Source organism: Pseudomonas sp. PKS (assembly GCF_051913525.1).
In the GTDB taxonomy this organism is placed as follows: Bacteria; Pseudomonadota; Gammaproteobacteria; order Pseudomonadales; family Pseudomonadaceae; genus Aquipseudomonas; species Aquipseudomonas guariconensis_D.
Genome location: NZ_JBEGDO010000033.1, coordinates 22,756 through 46,356, shown reverse-complemented (window position 1 = coordinate 46,356; position 23,601 = coordinate 22,756). Strand labels below are relative to the sequence as shown.

The window sequence follows — 23,601 nt, the reverse complement described above, 5'->3', positions numbered from 1 at the left end:
TTTTGCCCAAGAGCAAAAGTAGGTCGCCGTAAAGGCGAAAAGCGCCGGTGGCGCCACCGCCAACACCGGATATTCACCCAATCTGAAAGCCCAAGCCCTACTTGAGTTCAGCCACGCTCAGCCAGGACCCCCATGGCCATGAACAGCGCCGCAATGGCCCGGGCTTCATGCAACTCACCACTGGCCACCAGCTTAGGAACATCCCCCAAAGCCACCGCCAAACACTCCAGAGGCTCAGGCTCATCACCACCCTCCATACTGCAAGGACTCAGCTGCTCAGCCAGCACCACCCGACAACGGTGACACAGATGCCCCGGCGCCAAGGTCAGCTCACCCAGCTCGGTCAGCCGACCGGCCCGCAGGCCGACTTCCTCCCCCAACTCACGCTGCGCCGCCTCCAAATAGCCCTCACCGGTATCGGCACCGCCCTTGGGCAAGCCGAGGATGGTGCCTTCGACCCCCACCGCATACTCACGCACCATCAGCACATGCTGCGGATCCGGCATGGCCACCAGCAGCACCGAGCGGTAGCCGGTACCGCGCAGGCGCTCATAGACGCGATGCTGGCCATTGCTAAAGCGCAGGTGCAGGGCTTCGATCTGGAAGTGGCTGCTCTGGGCCAGCAGCTCGGTCTTGAGGATGGTTGGGCTCTGGCGCATGGCGGGGCCTCTGGCGACGGAAAGCGACAGGGCTACTGTGCGCTGCCAGCCAGTGCCTGCCATCGTCCGAGCGGACGATGGCCAGGCAGGCGGGTAGGGCGGGGCTTCAGCCCAAGGTGGCGACGCTGCGCAGGATCAACCGCACGAGCATGGTCTGGCGTGTGACGCCGGTCTTGGAGAAGGTCGAGCGCAGATGCGCACGCGAGGTATTGCGGCTGATGCCCAGCTCCTCGGAGGCTTCGTCGAGGGTCAGGCCGTTGGCCAGTAGCATCGCCAACTGGGTTTCGGCCGGGGTGAAGTCGAACAGGGCGCGGACGATCTCCTGGGGCGCCGAAGACTGCTGCTCCGGGTCGCTGATGAAAATGACCACGGTCGGGCACTGCTTGCCCTCGCTCCAGGCCGACAGCGGCACTGAACGCACGATGATGCCCAGGTCCGCACGCCCGGAGGGGCGCTTGACGCGCATGGCCTCGACCACCGAGGCCAGGTTGCCTTTTTGCGAGAGCATGGCCTGGCGCACCAGGCGGCGAAACTCTTGGGTATCCCGGGCACTGCCGACTTGCAAGCCATCGTTGACCTGCTTGATGCCGTCCTTCTCCTGCAGCAGGCGTTCGGCCACCTGGTTGGTCTGCAGCACCTTGCCGGTGTCGTCGAGGATGATCGTGCCCACGGCCATCTGGTCCACGGCGCCGGCGTACAGGTTGCGTTCGGTCTCGATGCGGTTGAGCTGCATGTGCAGCTTGATCGAACGTTCCAGGTGCGGGATGAACCGCGCCAGCAGGTGTTTTTCCGAGTCGACGAAGGGCGCATCGTCACGCCCGCGGCTGATGCGCAGGCGGCACTGGGCGCCGTCGTTGGTGTTGATGTCCACACCCAGGATGTGAAACACATCCACCGGCTCCAGGAAGTTGCGGAAGAACTCCGACTGCTTGAGCTCGGCTTCGGGCATGAAGTCGGCCAGGGCGACCACTTCCCGGTTCGGCAGCCCGACGAATGGGTCCAAGGCGAAGAAGTGTTTGTTGTAGGACGCGGTGGCGTCGCTGGAGCTGCCGTTGGTGCTGACCATCAAGCCGTCGACCTGGGTGCTGGGCGGGCGCAGGATGAAGGTGACGTACTTGCTGTGCAGCAGGCTGTTGAGCTGATTGAGAAAGGTGACCCAGGGGATGGATTCCAGCGGGCCCTCGTAGAGCTGGCCGACCAGCTCGCTGAAGTCTTCGAAACTGAGAGTCTGCATCGGTGGTTACCGCTTCTTATTATTAGCATTGGCGTCGGCGAGCATATAGGCAGCCCTTGTCCGCGCGCAATGTCCTGTTGCGGGGCCCGACAGCCGCCCGTTCGGGCGGTTGCCAGGTTGTGCCAGGCGGGTGTAGCGGTCAGGCGCGCTCGCGGCTGCGCACGACGAATTGCTTGCTGTCACGGGTCTCATCGGCCAGCAAGGCGACGTCGGTGTAGAACTGCTCGTACCAGCGGCGCAGCTGGTACACCGGGCCGTCGCCGTCGCACAGCAGCGGGTTGTCGACGCGGGTCTTGGTGTGCCAGATGGCCACATCTTCGTAGAAGGCTTCCTGGGCCTGCTTGACGTAAGCCTTGGCGATGGCCTGGTTTTCGTCCTCGGACAACCCAGGGATCTTCTTGACCAGCACGCCATAGCGCAGGGTGAAGCTGTTGAGGTCGATCGGCACGTGGCAGTTGAGCAGGATCGAGTGGATCGGCTGGCCGCCCATGGCACCGGTCATTTCGGTGATCTGGTAGGCCGGGCCGTAGTAGGTGGCCACAGTGGTCAGCTCGCTGTCGCCAGACAACCGCTCGCTGCGCGCCCGCATGATCTGGGCGGCGGTGTGGCCTTCGAAGACGTTGCTGAACTCCTCGACCGGTGCGCCATGCACGCTGCCGAAGTGCGCCATGTCGGCGACGTTGTCGATCAGTTCGCGGCAGTTGGTGTCAATCTTCAGGTCGGCGATTTCCCAGTGGGCCCAGGCGTCGTCGAAGCAAGCGTCGATGCGCGGGATGGCCTGCTCGGCGATCGGCGGGTTGCCTTCGGGGTCGTTCCACACGAACAGCAGGTGGTTCTGCTCCATGATCGGCCAGCGCTTGATCTTCGCCCGCGGTGGGATGCGCTTGGCGTAGGGGATGTCGTCGCACACGCCGTCGGCGTTCCAGCGCCAACTGTGGAAGGGGCAGCGGATGGCGTTGCCTTCGATGCAACCGGTGCTCAGGTCGGCGCCCATGTGCGGGCAGTAGCCGTCGAGGATGTTGAGCTGGCCGTCTTCGCCCTGGAAGGCCACCAGGCGGGTGCCGAAGACATCCAGGCGGTGCGCCTTGCCGTCACGGTATTGGGCCGCCAGGCCCAGGCAATGCCACCCGCGCGCGTAGCGGTCCTCCAGCAGTTTGGCTTCGATACGGTGCAGCGTGCTCATGTTGTTGTTCTCCGGTCTTTGTTGGGGCCGCCGGCCGTACCACGCCACCTTGGTCACTGGCAGCTCGGTTGGCGGTACTGATGCACCCGAGTGATTCTGCCGCGCGTGACGCATCGGTCATCGTCTGAACGGACGATGGCCACCGTCGACGGTGCCGATCTACTGGCGTGCATGCCTACCTCGCAACGTTCAAGGAGAGCGCCATGCCCCTCGATAACCAGCTGGCCGCCGTGCTGCAGGGCTTCACCGCCCAGGGCGAGCCGGACTACGCCACCCTCGATGCCGTGCAGTACCGCCTGCACGCCGACAACCTGATGCCGCCGCTGCCGGGGCCGGACATGGCCGAAGTGCGCGACTTCAAGGTGCGCGGTGCGGCAGGCCTGTTGCCCGCGCGGCTGTACCGCCCAATGGCCGGCGAGGACTTGCCGCTGCTGGTGTTTTTCCATGGCGGCGGGTTTGTCATCGGCACCCTCGACACCCACGACAACCTGTGCCGCACCCTGGCCTTTGAGACCCGCGCGGTGGTGGTGTCGGTGGCCTACCGCCTGGCGCCAGAAGCGCGCTTTCCGGCGGCGCCCGAGGACTGTTACGCCGCCACGCGCTGGCTGGCGGAACACGCCGCCGAGCTGGGCGTGGATGCCAGCCGTCTGGCGCTGGCCGGGGACAGTGCAGGCGGCAACCTGGCCATCGCCGTCAGCCGCCTGGCCCGGGAGCGCCAGGGGCCGGCGATCCGTCATCAATGCCTGTTCTATCCGGTGACGGACGCGGCGTGCGACAGCGCGTCCTACCGCGACTTCGCCGAGGGCTACCTGTTGTCGCGGGCAATGATGGGGTGGTTCTGGGCGCAGTACCTGGAGCACCCGGAGCAGGGCGCCGACCCTTTGGCCTCGCCGCTGCGCGATGACGATTTGCAGGGCCTGCCGGCCACCACGCTGCTGACCGCCGAGCATGACCCGCTGCGCGACGAGGGCGAGGCCTTCGCCGAGCGCCTGCAGGCGGCCGGGGTGGCAGTGCGTGTGCAGCGCTGCGACGGCATGGTGCATGGCTTCATCAGCATGGCGCCGTTCGTCGAGGCGGCCGCCCGAGCGTTGCAGGGCGCTGCGGCGGACATCCGTCGGGCACTGTCGTGAAATTGATCCGCCTCGTCCGTTTGGACGAGGCGGGCCGAGAACGTCGCTTCTAGTCTGGCTTCACAACGTCTCCCTCGCGCATAGAGGCATGGCCATGAAAACAACAACAAGATTTTGCCTGACCCTGATCGTGTGTGCCTTCGCCGCCGCCTACGTGGCCGCCGTCACACGGCCTTTGCCCGTGCCGCTGAGCATGGCCTACTACTGCCAGCCCAACTACCAGCCCTGCTACCTGCCGATGCCCAGCGCCATGCGCCTGTTGCCCTGACGCTCAGGTGCCCAGGTGGCGTAGCAGGCGCAGCTGCTTGCGGATCTGCTCGGGCGCCTCGGGCACTAGGCAGTAGGCCAGGCATAGCCGGCTGATCAGGGCGATGCTGTCGTCCAGGCTGACGCTGGCGCCGTGGCGCTCGACATGGCGCTCGAAGGGGCCGGCCAGCAGTTGCTGCCACAACGGCGCGATGTCCTCGAGGATGTAGGCGAACACCTCGGGGCTGGCCGCCTTGGCCAGGTAGCCCTGGTGAAACCCGCCCCGGTGCTGGTCGCGGTAGCGCACGGCAAAGCACAGGCATTCTTCCAGGTAGCGCTCGAAATCGTTCTCGAAGCCGACCAGCTGTTGCTGCATGGCACTGAAGAACCCGGCGTTCTCGCTGCTGATCACCGCCTGCACCAATTCCTGCTTGGTGGCGAAGTAGCGGTACAGCGTGCGTCGGGAAATATTCGCCCGGCGCGCCACGTCGTCGATGGCAAACCCCTCCGGGCCCACCTCGCTCATCGCCGCCAGGGCGCATTCGAGGATCTGCTGTCGCCCTTGCTCGGCACTGTCCATGCGGCTGGCATCGCCCCAGCGCAGTTGTCGGGTCATGGCGGAACCTTCTGTGGTCATCGGGATTGGCGGCGATTGTCGCACTTAATGGCACGGCTGCAAGTTTTTGTGTCATCGCAATGGCTCTTAAATAAGAATATGTGACATAGTGCGAGCTCCATGGAATCGCGGCCAGCGGTCGCCAGCGGGGAGGTGCATCGATGAACAATGACAATCAGCAGGCTGTGCACTGGGACGCCGTCTACGACGTGGTCGTGGTCGGCTCGGGGGCCGGGGCCATGACGGCGGCGTTGCGGGCCCACGACCAGGGGCTGTCGGTCCTGATGGTGGAAAAGGCCGCCGAGTACGGCGGCACCACGGCCATCTCCGGTGGCGGGATCTGGATCCCCTGCAACGACCAGATCGAAGCGCTCGGCGGCAACGATTCTCGCGAGCAGGCCCAGGCCTACCTGCGGGCCACGGTCGGCGAGGACTACGACCCGGCGCGCATGGACGCCTACCTGGAGCATGGCCCGCGCATGGTTGGCTACCTGGCCGCCCAGGCGCAGACGTACTTTCGCGCCGTGAAGCGCTACCCGGACTACTACCCCGAGCGCGAGGGTGGCAAACCCGGCTACCGCACCATGGAGCCGGCGAGCTTCGATGCGGCGCGCCTGGGGGATGAATTCCAGCGCCTGCGCGCGCCGTCGCCGGCCACGCTGATCGCAGGGCGCATTGCCATGACTCAGGTCGAGGCCCACACCATCCTGGCCAAGGAGCCCGGTTGGCTGTGGCTCACCGCCCGCCTGGGCCTCAAATACATGGCCGACCTTGCCTGGCGCCGGCGCACGCCGCGTGACCGGCGCCTGACCTTGGGCAATGCCCTGGTCGCTAGTCTGCGCGCGGCGATGCAGGCGCGGCAGATCGAGCTGTGGCTGCAAGCGCCGATGCGCAACCTGTTGAGCCATGGGGGCAAGGTGACGGGGTTGGTGGTCGAGCGCCAGGGCAAGCCTGTGAACGTGCGCGCGGCGTTTGGAGTGATCCTCGGTTGCGGCGGCTTCGAGGCCGACCAACTGATGCGCGAGCAGTACCTGCCCAGCCCGACCCGCGCCGAATGGACGGCCGCGCCGCCGATCAACACTGGCGATGGCATCCGCGCAGGCCTGGCCCAAGGCGCGGACGTGGCGCTGATGGACCATGTGTGGGGCGCACCGACCGTGCGTGTGCCGGGCGAGGAGAAGCAGCGTGCGCTGTTCGTCGAGCGGGCGTTTCCGCGCTGCATCATGGTCAATGGCCGCGGCGAGCGCTTCGTCAACGAGGCCGCGCCGTACACGGACATCATCTACGCCATGTATTCCGACCAGGCGCGCACCGGCGCCAACGTGCCGGCCTGGCTGATCTTCGACGCCGAATACCGCAAGCGCTACCCCTGCGGTGTGCTGCTACCAGGCTCGGTGCAGCCGGACAGCAAGATTCCCGAGTGTTGGCTGGACAACGTCATCTACCGCGCCGACAGCCTGGCGGCGCTGGCGGGCAAGATCGGCGTGAGCGCGGCGGGGCTGGGGCAGAGCGTGCAGCGCTTCAACCAGATGGCGGCCCAAGGTGTGGACACCCAGTTCGGCAAGGGCGACAGCCTGTTCGACCGCTACTACGGCGACAGCAATTGCCGGCCCAATCCGTGCCTGGGGCCGGTGGAACGCGGGCCGTTCTATGCCTTGTGCATCGATGCCGGGGAACTGGGGACCAAGGGCGGCTTGTGCACCGATGCCGATGCCCGCGTATTGCGCGCGGATGGCTCGGTGATCGAGGGGTTGTATGCCATCGGCAATACCAGCGCGGCGCTGATGGGCAAGACGTATCCGGGGCCGGGGTCGACGATTGGGCCGGCGATGACGTTTGGCTACATTGCGGCTAATCATTTGGCGGGGCGGGTGCATCGGGAGCCAGAGAGGGCGTTTCGATTGGGATGTTCCGTCAATTGAGAGGTGAGTCGTCCCCAGCGTATCTAGGGAAAGGATTGGTATATATAAAATATGACTAATTTATCACCTGCAATTCAAGGGTGGAGATAATTAAAAAGCCTCCGGGCAGGAGGCTTTTTATTCTATTTGTCAATACTATACGCAGAGCGTAGGTGTTGTGGCAGTCTCGGGCATGACGTCTGGTGCGGGAAATAATGAATTGTTGTTATAAGTAAGCGGTTTTAATGTCATGTCTTCCCATCGGAGACATCAGCCCCCTCCAGATGAACGGTGAGCTCGGCCTTTTCGAAAGCTACCTTCGGGAACTTTGAATCATAGAAAGTTTCCTGATGCCAGGTTTGAGCATGAGTATTTATTTCCCACAGGAAACTAGCAAGGGGGTGGGCGCTCCCGCACGATGAGGAATGAACGCTCGCCATGCGGGTGGCGCTACTTACAAGGTTTTCTTGCAAGCGAAATGATGATACTCCCCTTCAGGTAAAGGTGTTGAGCTGTTTACAGCGATAGACGCCAGTAAATACTTGCCCGGCTCTGCTAGACTGTTTGTCCATGTATCGTTTGGGAGATTGCCCTTGGAGACGCCCTGACTTCCCCATTCACCGCGCAGCCCTCTGTCAAAGGTTGAATAGCTAATGTCCTCAAAATAGGGAAGGACGCCACCCTGACTTATGCATGTGGACCGACCAGTGGCGACGGTCCCGTAGTTGCTCGTGGTATAAAAGAACCAATCTTTGCTTGTGAACGTATAGCTCAGTGCCGCACCGCCGCGCTTGTCTTGCAGCGTGATGGTGACAGGCGTGCTAGAAGATGGCATGTCGATCAGCGTGATTTCCCCGCTGCTGGTCACGCTCACCAAGGACGGAGCGCTTGAGCTCCAGTTGTAGTGCAAGTAGTTTCCACCCATCAAGTCAAGCGTGAACGTCCCCCCTACGAACCCTGTCTTGGGGACAGAGGCGGAAGGCGCGAACGTCTTGCTCCCTATCCGCACGGCCTTGATCTCGCCATAGGCATCGACCGACACGTTGAGGTTGCCAATATCCGAGCCGTTGTATTGCGGATGCAGGGTATACAGGTTGGCCAGGGCTGTCTTCATCGTCGCGGTGTAAACCCCCGTCGTGCCTGTTTCGGTGATGGTGCTGAAGGTCGGGGTAGCCGTGTAGCCCGATCGGTCTACCACACGCAAGGACAATTGACTCGCAATGCCGGTGACAGGCTGGTTCAGGGTATTTTTGGCAACGATGGTCACTGTTGTTGTTGCCGAGTCGTCCGCCGCAATGCTCTTGTCGCTTACGGCAATGGACGAGTGCAGGGCAACCGGCGGCATGGGCAGCAGCTCCACCGTAGCTTGCAAGCTGCCGATGGCGGCGTTGTTGCGCAACGGGATGACTGTCCAGATATCGATCTGGGTGCCCTTCAAGGTTGCGGTATAGCGGCCCGCGCTCGTTTCGCTCACGGCACTTACCGTCATGTCCGTGCCTGCGGGGGTGCCGTGGCTGTCACGCACATCCAAGGTGAGCCCTGCAATGCCCGTCACGGGGTTGTTGTAGGCATCCTTGGCCTCGAAGGTCAGAACGGACTCCTGGCTGCCGTTTGCAGGAATGGAGGGCGGGCTAGCCTTGAAAGCGGATTTGCCGACGTCCACTGCGCCCGGCTCCACGATTATCTTCTCTTCGAGGTCCAGGGCGGCACTTTCAAAGAGCGGCGTTACTGTCCAGGTGTCGGCTTTGGTCCCGCTCAGGTTCGCCTTGTAGACGCCTGGCGCGGATTCGGTCAAGGCGGTGACGGTGACGTCGGAGCCTGCGTCCGCGCCGCTGTCGTTCTTCACGCTGAAAGACAGTTTGCTGGCGATGTCGGAGATCGGGTTGTCTTCGGCGTCCTTGACGGTGAGCGTCAGGACCGAGATGTCGCCGCCGCCGGCGATGATGTTGTTCGGCGCGGCGGTGAGGGTCGAGCGTGCTGCCGCGATGGGGCCGGCAGTCAGGGTCACCTTGGCTGCGAGGCTACCGAGGGCGCTGCCTTTGAACTGCGGGGTGACGGTCCAGACATCGGCCTTGGTCCCTTTGAGCGTCGCAGTGTACGTGCCCGGGGTGGTTTCCTTGAGGGGGTCCACGGTCACGTCGCTACCCGCCGCGCCGCCGGCGCTGTCAGTTACATCGAAGGCAAGGTCGCCAACGATACCGGTGACCGGGTTGCCTTTGGCGTCCTTGGCAGTGAAGGTCAGTTCGGACGGGGTGGAACCATTCGCTGTGATGGTGTCCGGGGCGGCGGCGATCGTCGAGGTGCCTGCGTCCACCACGCCAGCGGTCAGCACCACTTTCTCGCTCATGCCGGTGGCGGCGCCGTCGAGGATGAGCGCCACGGTCCAGGTGTCGGCCTTGGTGCCTTTGAGGGTCGCGGTATAGGTGCCTGGTGCGGACTCGCTCAGGTTCTCGATGGTGACGGCTGTGCCGGCCTCCTGGTCATGGTCGTTCTTCACGGTGAAGGTGAGCTTGGTTGCCAGGCCAGGGATCGGGTTGTTCTTGGCGTCCTTGGCGCTGAGAGTGAGCTGCGAGCTGTCGCTGCCGTTGGCATCGATAGGGTTTGGTGCGGCGGTGAATTTGGACAGGGCAGTGTCCAAGGTACCGGCAACCAAGGTCACGTCGGTGGCCAAGGCGCTCAAGGCGCTGCCTTCGAGCTGTGGGGTCACGGTCCAGACCTCGGCCTTGGTGCCGCTGAGCTTGGCGGTGTAAATGCCTGGGGTGGTTTCCTGCAGACGGGTGATGGTCACTTCGCCACCCGCCGGTGTGCCGAAGCTGTCGCGCACATCGAAGCTCAGGTTTGCCGCGATGCCGGAAACAGGATTGCCCTGGGCATCATTGACCTCCAGTTTAAGGTCGGATTCGCCAGTCCCTACCACGACGGAGGGTGGGTTGGCAGTGAAAGCCGATTTGCCGACGTCCACTGCGCCCGGCTCCATGATTACCTTCTCTTCGAGGGCCAGGGCGGCACTTTCAAAGAGCGGCGTTACTGTCCAGGTGTCGGCTTTGGTCCCGCTCAGGTTCGCCTTGTAGACGCCTGGCGCAGATTCAGTCAGAGAGGTGACGGTGACGTCGGAACCGCCATCGCCGCCGCTGCTGTTGGTCACGCGGAACGTCAGTTTGTCGGCGATGTCGGAGACCGGGTTGTCTTCGGCGTCCTTGACGGTAAGCGTCAGGGTCGAGATGTCGCTGCCAGTGGCTTCGATGGGGTTCGGCGCGGCGGTCAGGCTCGAGCGTACTGCAGCGATGGGGCCGGCGCTCAGCGTCACGGTGCCATTGAGCGTGCCGAGGGCGCTGCCTAGGTACTGTGGGGTGACGGTCAACACACCGGCCTTGGTGCCGGAGAGGCGAGCGGTGTAGCTGCCCGGGCTTGTTTCGGTCACTTGGCTGAGGGTGATACCGGTGCCCGGCGCGGTGCCAGCGGCGTCCGCGACGAGGAAAGTCAGTTTGTCAGCGATGTCCGGGACTGGGCTGCCGTCGGCATCGTTGGCTGTCAAGGTCAGGGTGGCCACGGTGGTGCCGCTGGTGTCGATCTTGTCGGGGGTGACCTTGAAGGCCGAGGTGCCGGCGTCAGGTACCCGGTCCACGATTGCGATCTTGGCCGATGCCAAGGCCGTGCTCTGGATGGACGGTGTGAGCGTCAGGGACTGCGGCAAGGTGCCGGTGGTGACGGTCACTTCGTATACGCCAAGCGATTTCTGGCTGAAATCCGACACCGTGGCGCCTACGGCGGCAGTGCCATGGGTCACGGCCATACTCAGGTCGCTCAGCGGCACGTCGATCAGGCCGTCCTGGGCGTCGCGCACGGTCAAGGTCAACACCTGGACGCCACCTTTGGTCGGCACGACGCTGTCGCTGGGCAGGAAGGTGCTGCGCGCGGCATCGAACACCGGCGCGTTGACCGTGACTTGTGTTTCGCTGCGGTTGGAGCGATTGCCTTGTCTATCCACGGCCACACCGTGCAAGGTGTAGGTGTTCACGGCCTGGGCGTCAGTGCGGTAATTGGGCAGGGTGAGCTGGTAGTCGCTGCCGCCCAGGTGCTCGATCTTGCCGCCGGCCTGCAGCAGGGTGTCGGCGCTCCAGTCAATGCGGTCAAGGCCGTACTTGCTCTGGACCGTCACCTGCAGGGACTTGCGCTCGCCACCGGCGCCGGCCACTTGACGGGGGACGTTCAGGCGGATGACTTCTTTCTTGCGGTATTCGAGGACGATGTTGTTGTTGCGCTCGACCAGGTCGTAGCGGCTGCCGGCCAGGGTGCGCATGGCCGCGACCTGGCTTGGGTCGGTCTGCTTGTTCCAGCTCTGGCCCAGGCTCCAGTTGAACTGCATGCCGAACTGGGTATCGCTGGCACCGGCATCGCCGCGACGTTGCTCGGCGCTGAAGGTGAGCAGCGGGATCGGGGTGTAGGTGACGCCGGTGGTCACGGCGTGAGGGTTCTTCTTGCGGTTGTCCTTGCCGAACAGGCCGACTTCGTTGCCGTAGTATTTTTCGTAGGTCAGCTTGCCGCCCAGTTGCGGCATGGACGGCAGCCAGCCTTCGGCGCGCACGTCCCAGCCGTTGGCTGGGCGTTCTTCGTAGTCGACCAGGTCGGGCGAGGTGCGCCAGTTGCTTAGGCGATGGTAGCCGTTGGCACTGAGCTTGAGGTAGTCGCGCCAGTATTCCACGCCCACGCCCAGGCGCGAGTGGCTGCGCGAGAGGTCGTGGTCGAAGAAGGTGTTGACGCCGACCATGTAGCCATCATTGAAACGGCGCACGCCCACACCCAGGTTGGCCTGGTTGCGGTCGTCGGTGCGGTGGATGCTGCCTTGGGTGAAGAGCAGGTGTTTTTCTGTGTCGTGTACCGGCAGCAGCAGGTCGAGCGAAGAGCTGGCCAGGGACAGTTTGTCATCGACGTTGATCTGCACGCGGGCAGTGCCGTAGCGGCTCAGCCACTCCTGGGTCTGGGCGCTGACTTCGCTGACCGCCATGCCGCGGGCCATGGAGGCTGCGGCGTCGCCCTTGTTGACATCCGAGGTGAGGAAGTTGGCGGTGCTGCTGGCCACGCCGGCGAGCTTGCGCGATTGCGCCTCCTGGTTCTGCTCGCTCGATGTGTTCGTCAGGCCGCTGGAGTTGAGCTCGGGTAGGGCCATGCGCGGGGTGCTGGGTACTTCCAGGCGGTCGCCTGGACGCAGGTTGTCAAAGCCATTGGCGAAAGTGCGGTCCTGGTTGAGCGTGCGCAGCTCAGCCACGCTCATGTTGAAGCGGGCGGCCACACGCTCGACGGTTTCGCCGGGGGCCAGGGTGTGAAGGACAGTGCGTTGATGTTGTGCGGTGCCCGGCGTTTGATCGCTGGCAGCACCGGCGTGGGTGGGGGTGAGGGCGACGGTCAACGGCAAGACGGCCTGGATGGCGATGTTCATCCAGGCCAACGCACGGGTGGGGAGTGACAGTTGCGAAGGCGATTTCCTAATCATTAGATGATCCCGAAAGTTCTTCAAACGCCAAATAATGGCGAACGCCTGTATCACCCACCGCGCTTTACAGGCGGCAAGGAAAGTTGCAGGAGGGAAGTTGCTCCTGAACTTTTTATTAGAAAGAGGTGCCGGCGGTATTGTCCGCTCGGGCGATGCAGGCAAGTGTTTGTAACTCCCGGGGCCGCGCGCTGTAGCGTGTGGGCGCTGAGGTGCAGGAGCCTTGGGTGTTACAGGTTTGATATTCGAAATAACGCAGCTAAGTTAGGGCTGCTGTGATGTGAAGAGTACGGGGATGAGTCGGGCAAATCTGTAGGAATTATCCGATTCTGTAGGAATAGGTAACTTTTTGATGAGGTTGTAGGACAACTCTACAAGTTTCAATGGGAGGGGAGGAGCACGGTTTTGCTTTTACTGTAAGCAACTTGGGGAGGCAACGGGCAAACGGCTTAGCCCCTGGGTGCGCAGGGCGCCCCCAGGGGTAGGACACTCAACCAAAGGTGGTGCCGGCGAGCATGCCACCGTCGATGATGAACTCGGAACCGGTGCAATAGCTGGACTCGTCACTGGCCAGGAACAGCACCAGGTTGGCCACTTCCTCGGGCTGGCCGATACGCGGAATCGGCAGGCCTTTGTAGACCTGCGCCGGGTCGAAATCAGCCATTTCCGGTGGGCGCGACATGACCGTGTCGATGCCGCCCGGGTGCACCGAGTTGACCCGGATCCCCAAGGCGCCCAGCTCCAGAGCCGCGGCCTTGGTCATGCCGCGCACGGCGAACTTGCTCGACGAATAGGCCGTGCCGTAGGCCACACCTTCCATGCCGGCGGTGGAGGAGACGTTGACGATCGAGCCACCGCCTGCCTGGCGCATGGCTGCCAGCACCGACTTCATGCCCAGCCAGCAACCGACCTGATTGACTTCGATCACCCGCTTGTAGTCCTCCAGCGAGCAATGCTCCAGCGGTGCCATGCGCAGGATGGCGGCGTTGTTGACCAGCACATCGAGCTTGCCGAACTGCGCCTGGGTCACCTCGACCGCCGCCTGCCACTGCTCGGGCTGGGTGACGTCCAGCGGTTGGAAGCGTGCGGCGTCGCCCAGCTCGGCGGCCAGGGCCCGGCCTTCGGCCTCCAGGACATCGGCGATCACCACGTTCGCGCCTTCGGCGACGAAACGCCGAGCTTCTGCTGCGCCCTGGCCGCGTGCGGCACCGGTAATCAGGGCGACTTTGCCTGCCAATCGACTCATCGTGTAGCTCCTTTTGTTGTTATCAAAGGGCCCCGGTGCTCGCACCGGAGCAGGGAAATGCTCAGGCGGCGAACTCCCGCACGGGCTGTTCGCCATCCCAGAGGCGGGCTTGAGCGATGCCGTGGTCGATCATCTGGCGCAGGCCTGCGCCTTCGATGACTTCGAACAGCACGCCTGGCTCGTTGGGGTTTTGCAGGTAGCAGACGCGGGTGGTGGCGTTGCCGGCTTCGAACACCGGTTGCAGCCCACGCTCACGCAGGTTGGCGACGGCGCTGTCCAGTTCGTCCACCAGCCAGGCCATGTGGTGCAGGCCTCGGGCGTCGCGGTAAGGGGAAGGGCCGTCGCTGGTGGTGTGGATCAGCTCGATCTGCAGGCCGCCCTGATAGGCCAGGCCCACGTTCATGCGAACCTCCACGGCCTGGCCTTGGTAGTTGCCCTGAAGCTGGACATCGCGAAACACCGTCCAGGGCCCGACGCCCAGTTGCAGCCAATGGTCGATGCTCTGCTCAAGGTCCTGGACCACGAATCCGAGTTGATCGAAGGCTTGTGGAGCAGGGTGGTGCATGGCGCGCGTCCTCTCTATGACACGTATTTATTATTTTGTGTCGGCATAATGGCACAAAATAATAAACATGTGTCATTGAAAAAGAAGCGAACCTCAGTCGTCCAGCAACCGCTGGCTGACCTCCTGTTGATCACGTCCCCGATCGATCAACCAGCGTTGGAACGCGCGGCAATGGCTGCGGTGGATGCTGCCGGGGTTCCAGGTCAGGTAGTACGAGGCCGGCATCGGCAGTGCGCGCAGGCAGGGCAGCACCAGTTGGCCGTTGGCGATGTCGCGGCTGATCATCGAATACTGCGCCAGGACGATGCCTTGCCCGTCGATGGCGGCCTGGATGGCCATCGATGACAGCGAGTAGATCCGGTAGTTGGTGATCTGCACCACGCCGACGCCCGTCGCCTGGAACCACTGCTCCCAGGACGGCGGTGAGTCGAACTTCGGTCGCCAGTCGATGGTGATCAGCGGGTGTTCGAGCAACTGCCCTGGCGCCACGGGCTCAGCCAGCAGGTGTGGGCTGCACGCCGGCACCACGCAATCGCGGAACAGCTCGATGGTGTGCTGGTCGTCGTGAATGCCTTCGCCATAGCTCAGGCGAAAGTCCACGCCGTTGGCCTGGGCCTCGGAAGGTTCGGTGTGGGTGCCATCGAGGTAGAGGCTCAGTTCGGGATAGCCCACCTGCCATTCGGCCACCTGGGGCGCCAGCCATTTGGAGAGCAGCGAGGGCAGGGCGCTGATATAGAGGTTGTTGGTGTTCTTGGAGCGTTCGAGTTCCGCATAGGCCGCGCGCAGACGTTCGAAGGCCTGGCCGCAGCCCTCGTGAAAGCGCTGGCCGGCGGCATTCAGGCGCAGACGCTGACCTTCCTTGACCGTCAGGCTCAGGCCCACGGCTTCTTCGAGAATTTTCATTTGCTGGCTGACGGCGCCGGGCGAAATGCCTAGGCGTCTGGCGGCCTGGGTGATGCCGCCGCACAGGCCGACGGCTTCGAAGACTTCCAGGGCGCGCAAGGGGGGGAGTTGGCTCATGGGGTGCTCGTTGGAAGAGGTTGTGGGGTACCGGAGTGCCTGTGGGAGCGGGTTTACCCGCGAAGAAGGCACCTCGGAACAAGCCAGTGGCCGATATCAAAGCTACCGCATTTGTAGTTTAGAAAAACTAAATAAATCAACAGAAAACACTATCTATTCTTTTGTATCTCCCAGGCCTAGGCTGTGTTCCAAGAACCTGATGCAGCCCAAGACAACAACAACAGGAGCCTCACGCCATGTTCTTGAGAAATGCCTGGTACGCCGCCGGCTGGGACACCGAAGTCAAGCAGGCGCTGCACGCCACCACGCTGTTGGGCGAGCCGGTGGTGCTCTACCGCAAGGCCGACGGCGCGGTGGTGGCCCTGGAAGACGCCTGCCCGCACCGCAAGCTGCCGCTGTCGATGGGACGCCTGCAAGGCGACACGGTCGAGTGCGGTTATCACGGGTTGACCTTCGACGGCGCAGGCAGCTGCGTGAAGGCTGCGTGCGTGTCGCGTATCCCGCAGGCGGCCAAGGTGCGCAGCTACCCGGTGCACGAGCGCTATGGCCTGGTCTGGCTGTGGATGGGCGATCCGGCGCTGGCCGATCACGCCAAGCTGCTGGAGATACCCGAATGGGATGACCCGGCCTGGGGGCTGAACCGCGGCGACTCGATGACCATCGACTGCAACTACCTGTACATGACCGACAACCTGCTCGACCCGTCCCATGTGGCCTGGGTCCACCAGAGCAGCTTCGGTATCGCGGCCTGCGAGTCCGAGCCTTTGCAGACCCAGGTCAACGACGACGGTGTAGTGGTCTCGCGCTGGTTGTATGACATCGACGCCGCGCCGTTCTACCGCCAGTACCTCAAGTTCGAGGGCCGCTGCGACCGTCTGCAGTACTACGAAGTGCGCTACCCGGCCCATGCCATCATCAAGGGCGTGCACACCCCGGCTGGTAGCGGCGGGGAGGGCGCGCCGGTGCACGAAAAAGCCTTCCTGATGGACTCCTACAACTTCATGACGCCGGTGGACGAGAACCGCACCCGCTACTACTGGTTCCAGCTGCGCAACTTCGATGCCGACGACGAGGAGGTCTCTGGTCAGTTCGCTGCCGATGTACGCCACGCCTTCGAGGAAGACCGCGTCGTGCTGTCGGCGGTACATGCCGGGATGAAACAACGCCAGAGCCCGAACATCGACCTGGCCATCGACGCCGGCCCGCTGCGTTTTCGCCGCGGCATGGAGCGCCTGATCCGCGAGGAACAGCAGGCGGCCCAGGGGCTGCTAGCGACTGTCGAGGTGCCCGCCCATGCCTGAGGCACTCCCCACCGCACAGGGCTTTGCGCCCTTCGAGGTGACAGCCAAGGTGCGCGAGAGCGCGACCATCACCTCGCTGCTGCTCAAGCCTGCGCTGAACGATGCGCCCATCGCCTTTCGCCCGGGGCAGTTCATCGTGGTGCGCATTCCCCAGGCAAAGGGCCCGCAAGTGCTGCGCGCCTACAGCCTGTCCAGCGATCCGGACGATGCGCGGCTCTTGCGCATTTCGGTCAAGCACGAGCAGGCCCCGGCGCACCTGCCCGAGGTGCCGGCGGGGGTGGGGTCGAGCTTTCTGCATGACGCGCTGCAGGTGGGTGGACAACTGGATATCGCTGGGCCCTCCGGCAATTTCGTCCTGGACGAAGACAGCGATCGCCCGGTGCTGCTATTGAGTGGCGGCGTGGGCCTGACGCCGATGGTGAGCATGCTGCACCGGCTGGTGACCCATTCGACGCGGGCGGTGTACTTCGTCCACGCCTGCGAGAACGGCAGCGTGCATGCCCTGCGCGACGAGGTGTTGGCGCTGGCGGCCAGACGCCCCGGGGTGCGGGTGCACTTCTGCTACCGGGCGCCCACGCCGGAGGATCTGCAAAGCGCTCATCACCACAGCAGCGGTCTGGTGACACGCGAGACCCTGCAGGCGCTCTTGCCGCTGGACGACTACGACACCTACCTGTGCGGCCCGCGGCCGTTCATGCAGGCCAACTGGCGGCTGTTGCGTGGTCTTGGGATCGAGCGTGCGCGCATTCGCTACGAGTTCTTCGGTCCGGCGACGATTCTCGATGAGGACGAGCCCGCCGCCCCAGCGGCCGCGCCGGTGATGCCTGTGGCCGAGGGCGCGCTGAGCGTACGTTTCGAGCCGTCGGGCCAGGCCGTGGTCTGGGACGAGGCCTGTCCGTCGCTGCTCGATTGCGCCGAGCAGGCGGGCCTTGCGCCACCGTTCAGTTGCCGTGCCGGGTTGTGCAACGCCTGCATGACCCCGCTGCTCAGCGGCACGGTCGAGTACGCCGAAGCGCCGCTGGCCGAGCCTGCGCCTGGGCATGTCCTGTTGTGTTGTGCCCGTCCGACGTCGCCAGTGGTCCTGGCGCTGGGCGGCAAGTCGTAACGCTGTTGGCAACACCCGTAGCACCGTGATCGTGATCCGCCTTGCCCGCGTGCCCCTGACGGCCCTTGTGGTCCGCATCGGAGAATAACAATGAACAACAAGAAACTCGGATTCGCCGCTTGCTCGCTGTTGCTGGCCCTGGCCAGTTTCAATGCCCCCGCCAAGGAGTGGGAGAGCCTTCAGATCGCCACGGAAGGTGTCTACGAACCCTGGAACCGCACGTTGCCGGACGGCAGCTTCGATGGCTTCGAACCGCAGATGGCCAAAATCCTTTGCGAGCGCATGCAGGTGCGCTGCACCCTCGTCGCCCAAGACTGGGACGGGCTGATCCCGGGGCTGAAGGCCGGCAAGTTCGACGTGGTGATGGATGCCCTGGCGATCAGCCCCCAGCGGCGCCAGGTGATCGACTTCTCCCGTCCTTACACCAAGGCACCGGCCACCTTCGTCGCCCTGCGTTCCAGCAGCATCGACCTGGGCGGTGGCAGCCTGAGCCTGCGTGGCGATGCGGCCCAGGACGGCCCGCTGGTCGATGCGCTGCGCAAGAAGCTCGAGGGCAAGCTGATCGGCATCGTCTCCGGCACCGTGTACAGCAAGTTCATCCACGACCAGTTCGGCCAGGTGGCGACCATCCGCGAGTACAAGACCCCACCGGAGCCTTTGATGGACCTGAAGAACGGCCGGGTGGACGTGGTCTTCGAAGACCTGGGTTTTCTTGCCGGGGAGATGCAGCGCGGTGGCAGTGATGTGGTGCTGGTGGGCCCTGCGATCAACGGGCCGATCTGGGGTGAAGGCGAGGCCTTCGGCATTCGCCAGGGCGAGCCGGAACTCAAGGCCAAGCTGGACGCGGCGATCGCATCGCTGATCGCCGACGGCACCATCGCCGAGCTCAGCCGCAAGTGGTTCAAACACGACTTCACGCCGCCCACGCACTGAGCGAGTGGCGTCGGCAGGCCTCGACCGGGGGCCTGCCGACCGGCTTCAGATGTGCGGCGGCCCTCGGGTTGCCGCGCCAAGACACGCTGATGAGTGGGGTATGCACGTGATCGATTTGATCGGGTTCGGCGCGACCGGCTGGGGCAGCGTGCTGCTGCTGGCCGCGCTCATGACGCTGTTGGTGACCCTGGCGGCCTTGCTGATTGGCGCGCTGCTCGGTGCGCTGGTGGCGGCGGCGAAACTACAGGGCAACGGGCTGTTGCGCTGGCTCGGCGAGATGTACACCACGGTGTTTCGCGGTGTGCCGGAGTTGCTGGTGATCTACCTGTTCTTCTATGGCGGTTCGGCCCTGGTGAGCCAGGTCGGCCAGTTGTTTGGCGCCCAGGGGTTTGTCGGCATGCCGGCCTTCGTGGTTGGGGCGCTGGCGGTGGGGGTGGTGTCCGGGGCCTACCAGGCCGAGGTCTACCGCGGGGCGTTCCAGGCGGTCTCGCGCAGCGAGCTGGAGGCCGCCAAGGCGATCGGCATGCCGATGCTGCTGCGCTTTCGACGGATCATCGCGCCGCAGGTGCTGCGCTTTGCCTTGCCGGGGTTGGGTGGGGTCTGGCAGATCAGCCTGAAGGACTCGGCGCTGATCTCGGTGACAGGGCTCGTCGAGCTGATGCGTGCCAGCCGCGTGGCGGCGGCGTCCACCGGCCAGTTCGTGTTGTTCTTCATCACCGGGTGTGCGCTCTACCTGTTGCTGACGGGGTGCTCCAACCTGGTGTTCTCGCGTGCCGAACTGCGGGTCGGCAGGACCTTGCGGCGCGGTTGAAAAAGGGGCTTGAGTATGTCGATCGACGTTGTGTTTCTAGGCGACACCCTGCTGCAACTGTTGCGTGCCTTGCCCACCACCTTGGTGTTGTTCGCCGCCTCGGTGGGCCTTGGGACCTTGCTGGCCGGTGGGGTGGTGTGGCTGCGGGTGTGCGACGTGGCGGTGCTTCGCCACCTGGCGCGGGGCTACATCTTCCTGTTCCGCGGCTCGCCGCTGCTGATACAGCTGTTCTTGTTGTACTACGGCCTGAGCCAGTTTCCAGAAGTGCGCCAGAGCCCGCTGTGGCCTGTGCTGCGCGATCCGCTGGCCTGCGCGGTGATCGCCCTGGCGCTGTGCACGGCCGGCTACATGGCCGAGATCTTGCGTGGCGGCCTGCTGGCGGTGCCAGCGCAACAGGTCGAGGCCGGGCGGGCGGCGGGGATGTCCGGTTGGCTGCTGGCGCGACGGATCATCATCCCGATTGCCCTGCGCAGCTGCCTGCCGGCCTATTCGACGGAGGTCATCCTGATGATGAAGGCCACCTCGTTGGCGAGCCTTGTGACGGTTTACGAGATCTCAGGGGTAGCCCAGCGGATCATCTCCGAGACCTACCGCACGCTGGAGGTGTTCCTTTGCGCTGCGCTGATCTACCTGGTGTTGAACTTCCTGATCGTCCGCACACTGGCGCGGGTCGAGCGTTGGCTTTCGCCCACACAACCGGCCGCCGCGCGACCGACAACAAGAAAGTACGCCGTGAGCGTGCGAAGAGGGTAAGTGGCATGACAACTGGCAACGATCCGGTGCTCGAGATCAAGCACCTGCGCAAATCCTTCGGCAACCTGGAGGTGCTCAAGGGCATCTCGCTGCAAGCCCACCAGGGGGACGTGGTGTCGATCCTCGGCTCCAGCGGCTCGGGCAAGAGCACCTTCCTGCGCTGTATCAACCTGCTGGAGACGCCCGATGCAGGCGAGATCCACGTGGCCGGCGAGCAGATCGCCTTCAAGCGCGGGCGACACCGCCTGCCGGTGCCCGCCGACCGGCGTCAGGTGGACCGCCTGCGCCCGGAGCTGGGCATGGTGTTCCAGAGCTTCGGGTTGTGGTCGCACATGACGGTGCTGGAGAACGTCATCGAAGGGCCGCTGCATGTGCAGAGGCGCCCGCGTGGCGAGTGCATCGAGCAGGCCGAGGCGCTGCTGGAGAAGGTCGGCATGGCCGACAAGCGCCACCATTACCCGGCGTTTCTCTCTGGTGGCCAGCAGCAGCGGGTGGCCATCGCCCGCACCCTGGCGATGCGGCCACGGGTGATCCTGTTCGATGAGCCTACCTCGGCGCTGGACCCGGAGCTGGTCGGCGAAGTGCTCAAGGTGATGCGTTCGCTCGCCGAGGAGGGCCGGACCATGCTGGTGGTGACCCACGAGATGGGCTTTGCCCGCAACGTGTCCAACCGCGTGGTGTTCATGCACCAGGGGCTGATCGAGGCCCAGGGCTCGCCTGAGGAAATGTTCAAGGACCAGCGCTCGGAGCGTTTCAGCCGGTTCATCCTCAGCCAGGCCTGATTCCTACACACATCAACGATTTTTCGCCTGTTCCTGTACAGGACGGGCTTCCTGCGCCCTGAAAAAAGGCCAACGAGTAGAGAGAGCAGAGCAATGCGTATTCACCCCCAAGATATTTCCACTGTGGTCCTGGACGACGCCAAGCCAACCCTCGAGCAGTTCATCGCGGTCGCGCGCTATGCCGCGAAGGTGGAGTTTTCCGACGCCTATCGCGCCCGTGTCGACCGCTCGCGTGGGTTGGTCGAGCGCTTTCTGGCGGAGAACCGCCTGGTGTATGGCGTGACCACCGGTTTTGGCGACAATGTGCGCCACGTGATTTCGCCGGAAGATGCCCAGACCTTGCAGGTGAACATCGTGCGTTCCCACGCCGTGTCGGTGGGCGAGCCGCTCAACCGTGAGCAGGTGCGGGCGATCCAGCTGATGATCCTGGTCAGCCTGGGCAAGGGCTTCTCCGGCGTGCGCATGGCGCTGCTGGAGCAGATCGCGGGCCTGCTCAACAACGATGTCATGCCCTTTGCCCCTGGCGAGGGCTCGGTGGGTTACCTGGGCCCTGAAGGGCACCTGGCCCTGGTGCTGATCGGCGAGGGCAAGGCCAAGGTGGCCGGGGGCGAGTGGATCGATGGCGCCCAGGCGCTGCGTCAGGTGGGTATGCAGCCGCTGGAGTTGCAGTGCAAAGAAGGCTTGGCGATGCTCAACGGCACCACGTCGGTCACCGCCATCGCCACCCTGGCCCAGTACAACGCCAACCAGGCGGCCCAGGTCGCCGACGTGGCCGCGGCGCTGTCGCTCGAAGTGCTCAAGGGCACCATCCGCGCCTTCGACCCACGCTACCACTCGGTCAAGGCGTATGCCGAGCAGGCCCAGACGGCGAACACCATCAAGCGTCTGCTCGGTGACAGCCGGTTGATCGAGGAAAACATCGATTACCGCCTGCAGGACACCTACAGCCTGCGCGCCATTCCCCAGGTGCACGGCGCCTCCAAACGCTTCATCGCCTACGCCCAGGCCTGCATCGACAACGAGATCGCCTCGTCCGGTGACAATCCGGTGATATACCCGACCTGCGAGGGCAACGGTGTCGCCATCTCCGGGGCGAATTTCGATGGCTCCTTCGTGGGCATGGCGGCCGACACCTTGTGCAATGCCATGACCAACCTGGCGAAGATCTCCGAGCGGCGCACCGACCGCATGGTCAATTCCCACTTCAGCGAGATGCCGGCCTTCTTGGTGCGCAACCCGGGGCTGAACAACGGCTACATGATCATCCAGTACACCGCGGCGGGGCTGCTCGGGGAGATGAAGGTGCTGTCGCACCCGGCCACCATCGACAGTGTGTCGACCTGCGGCAACCAGGAAGACCCGGTGAGCTTTGCCTTCAACGCGGCGATCAAGGCCTACCAAGTGTCGCGCAAGCTGGAGTCGGTGCTGGCCATCGAGCTGTTGGTCGGCTGCCAGGCGTTGGACTTTCATGATCCGGCCAAGGCATCCAGTGCCACACGTGGTGTGTACACGTTGGTGCGCAGCCTCGTGCCGGTGGCGGATGAGGACCGAGCGTTCTATCCGGACATCGTCGCGGTGACTGGCCAGGTGCGCTCGGGCGAGGTGATGGCCACGGTCGAGGAGGTGCTCGACCGGCGTTGAAGGGTACCTGCGGGCCGCGTTGCGGCCCATCGCAGGCTTCACCACCTCCTACAAAAAGCGACGTAAGTCACTGTAGGATTTGGCGAAGCCGGCGATGGACCGCACAGCAGCCCCACGTTTCTCGCCCTTGCTCCCGTCCCCGAACCTTGGCACCCTTTGCCGGCCATTGCGTATCGCCAAAACAGCAAAAAAAGGAACCGCCAAGGTGAGCTGGGAAAAAGTCGGGAAAGCCCTTGTGGGCGTGCTGGCCGTCGCGACCTCGGTCGCTGCGCTGTACATGGCGCTCAGGGGCGACAGCGGCCTCGAGGCGCGCCTGACCTACGCTTACCTGACCTACCCGAGCCAGTTCAGCGAGCGCATCAGCACGACCAACGATCTGCTCAAGTACGAGCGTCTGCACGCCCAGGTGAGTGCCATCGGCAAAGGCGCGTTGGACCATCAGCAGGTCGACAAGGTGGTCGACCTGGCCCAGGCGCCTTACCTGCAACTGTTCGCCAAGCCCTTCGAGGCGGGGTTGGTGGACCATCGCACCGGCCTGCTCATCGAGCTGCGCAACAAGGGCCAGACGCCGCTCAAGAACGTGCACATCCGCCTGCCAGCCAAGGGGCTGGTGCAGATTCGCGACGATTCCGGCAACGACAACATCCTCCAAGCGCCGACCAGCACGATCGATATCGACACGATCGGGCGGGAGGGGGCGTGCAAGGTGTGGGTCTACTTCGACTCCGACTACTCGCTGATCCGCCAGGGCGGGATCAGCATTCGCCATGCCGGCGGGGCGGCGGATGTACAGGTGTACCGGGAGCTGGTGGGGTTCCCGGCCTGGGTCGGGCGCTATAGCCGCGAGGTCAGCGTGCTGGTGGCGGGGCTGGCGGTGGCTGTGCTGGGGTTGTGTGCTGTGTGTCTGAGGCAGCGGCGCAAGCTGGCGCTTGTTCGCAAGGCCGCCTGATTCGCGGGTAAACCCGCTCCCACAAGGGCTGTGTCGAG

19 protein-coding genes are annotated in these 23,601 nt (G+C 64.2%); 11 read left to right on the top strand and 8 right to left on the bottom strand.

The window, feature by feature from the left end; all coding sequences use genetic code 11:
• Positions 1 to 107: 107 nt before the first annotated feature.
• The 3 genes from nudE to ABOA88_RS22950 form a co-directional block, all read right to left on the bottom strand.
• Entirely contained in the window at positions 108 to 659 is a 552-nt protein-coding gene (gene nudE / locus ABOA88_RS22960) for an ADP compounds hydrolase NudE (protein ID WP_367852180.1), read from the bottom strand.
• Positions 660 to 765: 106 nt separating this feature from the next.
• The gene (locus tag ABOA88_RS22955; RefSeq protein ID WP_196171204.1) at positions 766 to 1,893 is read right to left on the bottom strand and encodes a helix-turn-helix transcriptional regulator; all 1,128 of its coding nucleotides are present in this window, start codon (positions 1,891 to 1,893) and stop codon (positions 766 to 768) included.
• 139 nt (positions 1,894 to 2,032) lie between these two features.
• Positions 2,033 to 3,076, bottom strand: a complete 1,044-nt coding sequence (locus tag ABOA88_RS22950) for a Rieske 2Fe-2S domain-containing protein (RefSeq protein ID WP_367852179.1) — start codon at positions 3,074 to 3,076, stop codon at positions 2,033 to 2,035.
• A gap of 203 nt (positions 3,077 to 3,279) precedes the next feature.
• On the opposite strand from ABOA88_RS22950, the gene ABOA88_RS22945 reads away from it, so the two are divergent.
• Both ABOA88_RS22945 and ABOA88_RS22940 read left to right on the top strand, forming a co-directional pair.
• Complete coding sequence (locus tag ABOA88_RS22945; RefSeq protein WP_367852178.1) at positions 3,280 to 4,206, top strand: alpha/beta hydrolase; 927 nt, start codon at positions 3,280 to 3,282, stop codon at positions 4,204 to 4,206.
• Between the two features lie 94 nt (positions 4,207 to 4,300).
• Positions 4,301 to 4,474 carry a hypothetical protein gene (locus tag ABOA88_RS22940; protein WP_367852177.1) on the top strand — a complete coding sequence of 58 codons (174 nt, stop codon included), beginning with the start codon at positions 4,301 to 4,303 and terminating at the stop codon, positions 4,472 to 4,474.
• A 3-nt stretch (positions 4,475 to 4,477) separates the two neighbouring features.
• Here the strand turns inward: ABOA88_RS22940 and ABOA88_RS22935 are convergent, their stop codons facing one another.
• Positions 4,478 to 5,068 (bottom strand): TetR/AcrR family transcriptional regulator, encoded by a 591-nt coding sequence (locus ABOA88_RS22935; protein WP_230388077.1) that lies wholly within the window; start codon positions 5,066 to 5,068, stop codon positions 4,478 to 4,480.
• Positions 5,069 to 5,229: 161 nt separating this feature from the next.
• Between ABOA88_RS22935 and ABOA88_RS22930 the strand changes: the two genes are divergently transcribed.
• A complete protein-coding gene (locus ABOA88_RS22930) occupies positions 5,230 to 6,990 on the top strand; it encodes an FAD-dependent oxidoreductase (protein WP_367852176.1) in 1,761 nt (586 codons plus the stop codon).
• Between the two features lie 433 nt (positions 6,991 to 7,423).
• On the opposite strand, the gene ABOA88_RS22925 is transcribed toward ABOA88_RS22930, so the two are convergent.
• The 4 genes from ABOA88_RS22925 to ABOA88_RS22910 form a co-directional block, all read right to left on the bottom strand.
• Positions 7,424 to 12,460, bottom strand: coding sequence for an inverse autotransporter beta domain-containing protein (locus ABOA88_RS22925; RefSeq protein ID WP_367852175.1), 5,037 nt, complete (start codon positions 12,458 to 12,460; stop codon positions 7,424 to 7,426).
• A 487-nt stretch (positions 12,461 to 12,947) separates the two neighbouring features.
• Positions 12,948 to 13,703 (bottom strand): glucose 1-dehydrogenase, encoded by a 756-nt coding sequence (locus ABOA88_RS22920; RefSeq protein ID WP_196171198.1) that lies wholly within the window; start codon positions 13,701 to 13,703, stop codon positions 12,948 to 12,950.
• A gap of 61 nt (positions 13,704 to 13,764) precedes the next feature.
• Complete coding sequence (locus ABOA88_RS22915; protein WP_196171197.1) at positions 13,765 to 14,268, bottom strand: VOC family protein; 504 nt, start codon at positions 14,266 to 14,268, stop codon at positions 13,765 to 13,767.
• A gap of 93 nt (positions 14,269 to 14,361) precedes the next feature.
• The gene (locus tag ABOA88_RS22910) at positions 14,362 to 15,288 is read right to left on the bottom strand and encodes a LysR substrate-binding domain-containing protein (RefSeq protein WP_196171196.1); all 927 of its coding nucleotides are present in this window, start codon (positions 15,286 to 15,288) and stop codon (positions 14,362 to 14,364) included.
• Between the two features lie 236 nt (positions 15,289 to 15,524).
• On the opposite strand from ABOA88_RS22910, the gene ABOA88_RS22905 reads away from it, so the two are divergent.
• The 8 genes from ABOA88_RS22905 (at position 15,525) to ABOA88_RS22870 (ending at position 23,563) form a co-directional block, all read left to right on the top strand.
• The gene (locus tag ABOA88_RS22905; protein ID WP_367852174.1) at positions 15,525 to 16,589 is read left to right on the top strand and encodes an aromatic ring-hydroxylating dioxygenase subunit alpha; all 1,065 of its coding nucleotides are present in this window, start codon (positions 15,525 to 15,527) and stop codon (positions 16,587 to 16,589) included.
• Complete coding sequence (locus ABOA88_RS22900) at positions 16,582 to 17,694, top strand: FAD-binding oxidoreductase (RefSeq protein ID WP_367852173.1); 1,113 nt, start codon at positions 16,582 to 16,584, stop codon at positions 17,692 to 17,694. Before ABOA88_RS22905 ends, ABOA88_RS22900 begins: the two co-directional genes overlap by 8 nt.
• Before the next feature lie 90 nt (positions 17,695 to 17,784).
• Complete coding sequence (locus ABOA88_RS22895) at positions 17,785 to 18,627, top strand: transporter substrate-binding domain-containing protein (RefSeq protein ID WP_196171193.1); 843 nt, start codon at positions 17,785 to 17,787, stop codon at positions 18,625 to 18,627.
• Between the two features lie 100 nt (positions 18,628 to 18,727).
• A complete protein-coding gene (locus tag ABOA88_RS22890; RefSeq protein ID WP_196171192.1) occupies positions 18,728 to 19,438 on the top strand; it encodes an ABC transporter permease in 711 nt (236 codons plus the stop codon).
• Between the two features lie 15 nt (positions 19,439 to 19,453).
• Positions 19,454 to 20,191, top strand: coding sequence for an ABC transporter permease (locus ABOA88_RS22885; RefSeq protein WP_367852172.1), 738 nt, complete (start codon positions 19,454 to 19,456; stop codon positions 20,189 to 20,191).
• Between the two features lie 5 nt (positions 20,192 to 20,196).
• The gene (locus ABOA88_RS22880; RefSeq protein ID WP_230388075.1) at positions 20,197 to 20,973 is read left to right on the top strand and encodes an ABC transporter ATP-binding protein; all 777 of its coding nucleotides are present in this window, start codon (positions 20,197 to 20,199) and stop codon (positions 20,971 to 20,973) included.
• Positions 20,974 to 21,066: 93 nt separating this feature from the next.
• Positions 21,067 to 22,614 carry an HAL/PAL/TAL family ammonia-lyase gene (locus ABOA88_RS22875; RefSeq protein WP_367852171.1) on the top strand — a complete coding sequence of 516 codons (1,548 nt, stop codon included), beginning with the start codon at positions 21,067 to 21,069 and terminating at the stop codon, positions 22,612 to 22,614.
• A gap of 205 nt (positions 22,615 to 22,819) precedes the next feature.
• Entirely contained in the window at positions 22,820 to 23,563 is a 744-nt protein-coding gene (locus ABOA88_RS22870) for a hypothetical protein (RefSeq protein WP_196171190.1), read from the top strand.
• Positions 23,564 to 23,601 lie beyond the last annotated feature (38 nt).

Coding starts and splice junctions, on each gene's coding strand:
- ABOA88_RS22900 (WP_367852173.1), top strand. CDS start 16,582: ATGCCTGAGGCACTCCCCACCGCACAGGGCTTTGCGCCCTTCGAGGTG.
- ABOA88_RS22935 (WP_230388077.1), bottom strand. CDS start 5,068: ATGACCCGACAACTGCGCTGGGGCGATGCCAGCCGCATGGACAGTGCC.
- ABOA88_RS22890 (WP_196171192.1), top strand. CDS start 18,728: ATGCACGTGATCGATTTGATCGGGTTCGGCGCGACCGGCTGGGGCAGC.
- ABOA88_RS22895 (WP_196171193.1), top strand. CDS start 17,785: ATGAACAACAAGAAACTCGGATTCGCCGCTTGCTCGCTGTTGCTGGCC.
- ABOA88_RS22950 (WP_367852179.1), bottom strand. CDS start 3,076: ATGAGCACGCTGCACCGTATCGAAGCCAAACTGCTGGAGGACCGCTAC.
- ABOA88_RS22920 (WP_196171198.1), bottom strand. CDS start 13,703: ATGAGTCGATTGGCAGGCAAAGTCGCCCTGATTACCGGTGCCGCACGC.
- ABOA88_RS22955 (WP_196171204.1), bottom strand. CDS start 1,893: ATGCAGACTCTCAGTTTCGAAGACTTCAGCGAGCTGGTCGGCCAGCTC.
- ABOA88_RS22875 (WP_367852171.1), top strand. CDS start 21,067: ATGCGTATTCACCCCCAAGATATTTCCACTGTGGTCCTGGACGACGCC.
- ABOA88_RS22930 (WP_367852176.1), top strand. CDS start 5,230: ATGAACAATGACAATCAGCAGGCTGTGCACTGGGACGCCGTCTACGAC.
- ABOA88_RS22925 (WP_367852175.1), bottom strand. CDS start 12,460: ATGATTAGGAAATCGCCTTCGCAACTGTCACTCCCCACCCGTGCGTTG.
- nudE (WP_367852180.1), bottom strand. CDS start 659: ATGCGCCAGAGCCCAACCATCCTCAAGACCGAGCTGCTGGCCCAGAGC.
- ABOA88_RS22880 (WP_230388075.1), top strand. CDS start 20,197: ATGACAACTGGCAACGATCCGGTGCTCGAGATCAAGCACCTGCGCAAA.
- ABOA88_RS22885 (WP_367852172.1), top strand. CDS start 19,454: ATGTCGATCGACGTTGTGTTTCTAGGCGACACCCTGCTGCAACTGTTG.
- ABOA88_RS22905 (WP_367852174.1), top strand. CDS start 15,525: ATGTTCTTGAGAAATGCCTGGTACGCCGCCGGCTGGGACACCGAAGTC.
- ABOA88_RS22940 (WP_367852177.1), top strand. CDS start 4,301: ATGAAAACAACAACAAGATTTTGCCTGACCCTGATCGTGTGTGCCTTC.
- ABOA88_RS22945 (WP_367852178.1), top strand. CDS start 3,280: ATGCCCCTCGATAACCAGCTGGCCGCCGTGCTGCAGGGCTTCACCGCC.
- ABOA88_RS22915 (WP_196171197.1), bottom strand. CDS start 14,268: ATGCACCACCCTGCTCCACAAGCCTTCGATCAACTCGGATTCGTGGTC.
- ABOA88_RS22910 (WP_196171196.1), bottom strand. CDS start 15,288: ATGAGCCAACTCCCCCCCTTGCGCGCCCTGGAAGTCTTCGAAGCCGTC.